The 1,819-nt window shown below is 69.0% G+C and carries 2 protein-coding genes; both read left to right on the forward strand.

Annotated elements, in window-relative coordinates:
- Positions 1 to 986: sensor domain-containing diguanylate cyclase (locus tag Q8M88_RS08360; protein WP_305596294.1), on the forward strand; the 986-nt coding region annotated here is incomplete at its 5' end.
- 37 nt (positions 987 to 1,023) lie between these two features.
- Positions 1,024 to 1,819: aminoacetone oxidase family FAD-binding enzyme (locus Q8M88_RS08365; RefSeq protein ID WP_305596296.1), on the forward strand; the 796-nt coding region annotated here is incomplete at its 3' end.

Here is a 1,819-nt window from a genome sequence, read left to right on the forward strand (position 1 = left end):
AGCCGCCCGCCGCTGCGCCCACCAGCACCGCCCCACCGCTGGCCGTGACGGACACCCCCAACACCATCCCCACCACCGACATCTGCGCCCGCCTGCTGCAGCTGCTGGACGGCTCACAAATGGCGGTGGCCTTGTTCGACCCGTCCGAGCGCATGGCCTACGCCAACCGCAGCTACCGCAACCTGTACTGGGACCGCCCGGAGGACACGCCCACCTGGGAAGACGTGATGCGCGAGGCCTACCGCAGCCGCAAGGGCCTGCTGATCGACACCAACGACATCGATGCCTGGCTGGTGGACGTGCGCAAGCGCTACCGCCAGCAGGCGCTGCGCCGCTTCGAATCCGACATCGCCGACGGCCGCTGGCTGCGCGTGACCGAGGAAACGCGGCCTGACGGCTGGCAGCTCTGTGTGTCCACCGACGTCACCAGCCTCAAGTCCACCGAAGCCGATTTGCGCCGGGCGCGCGACGCCGCCCTGATGGCCTCCATCACCGACCCGTTGACCGAACTGCCCAACCGCCGCTTTGTGTTTGGCCGGCTGGAGGAACTGCTGGCGCAGGCGCTGGCCAGCCAGCGCCCGCTCGCGGTGGTGCTGATCGACCTCGACGAATTCAAGTCCATCAACGACCAGCACGGCCACGCCGTGGGCGACCAGGTGCTGGTGGGTTTCTCGCAGCGCCTGGCGCAGTCGGTGCGCCAGCGCGACGCGGTGGGCCGCATCGGCGGCGAGGAATTTTTGCTGGTGCTGACCGACACCGGCCACGAGGGCGCGCTGCGCGTGCTCGGTGAACTGCGCGCCATGTTCGGCACCCTGGCCCTGCCCCACCTGCCAGCGGGCGTGCGCATCGGCTTTTCCACCGGCATCGCCCAGGCCCACCCCAGCGACACCGCCGACAGCCTGTGGCAACGCGCCGACCAGGGCGTGTACCGCGCCAAGGCCGGCGGCCGGGGCCACGACGTGTTTGTGCCCCATCCCGGCCCATGATGAGGCGCTGAACGGGCGGGTGGCTACACTGCCCGCCATGCAACATTTCGATGTCGTGATCGTGGGTGCCGGCGCGGCCGGCCTGTTCTGTGCCGGGGTGGCCGGGCAACTGGGCCAGAAGGTGCTGCTGATCGACCACGCCGAGAAGGTGGCCGAAAAAATCCGCATCTCGGGCGGTGGCCGGGCCAACTTCACCAACCGCGACCTCGACCCGCGTGCTCCGCAGAAACACTTTCTGAGCGACAACCCGCACTTCTGCCGCTCGGCCCTGTCGCGCTACACGCCCAGCGACTTCACCGCCCTGCTGACACGCCACGGCGTGCCCTTCCACGAAAAACACAAGGGCCAGCTGTTCTGCGACCGCTCGGCCGAAGACCTGATCAAGGTGCTGCTGCGCGAGTGCGAGGCCGGCGGCGTGACGCGCTGGCAGCCCTGCACCGTGCACAGCGTGGCCCACGGTGCCGACGGCTACACGCTGAGCACCGCCAACGGCAGCGTGTGTGCGCCAGCGCTGGTGGTGGCCACGGGTGGCCTGCCTATCCCCAAAATCGGCGCCACCGACTGGGGCCTGCGCCTGGCCAAACAGTTCAAGCTGCCGGTGGTGCCCACGCGCCCCGCGCTGGTGCCGCTGACCTTTGACGAGGCCCAGTGGGCACCGTTCGCAGAACTGGCAGGTTTGGCGCTGCCCGTGCACATCGAGACGGGTGAAAAAAAGGCCAAGGGCCAGTTCGACGAAGACCTGCTGTTCACCCATCGCGGCCTGTCTGGCCCGGCGGTGCTGCAGATTTCGAGCTACTGGCGCGAGGGCCAGCCGCTGCGCCTGAACCTGCTGC

The organism is Phenylobacterium sp. (assembly GCF_030693805.1).
GTDB lineage: Bacteria > Pseudomonadota > Alphaproteobacteria > Caulobacterales > Caulobacteraceae > Phenylobacterium.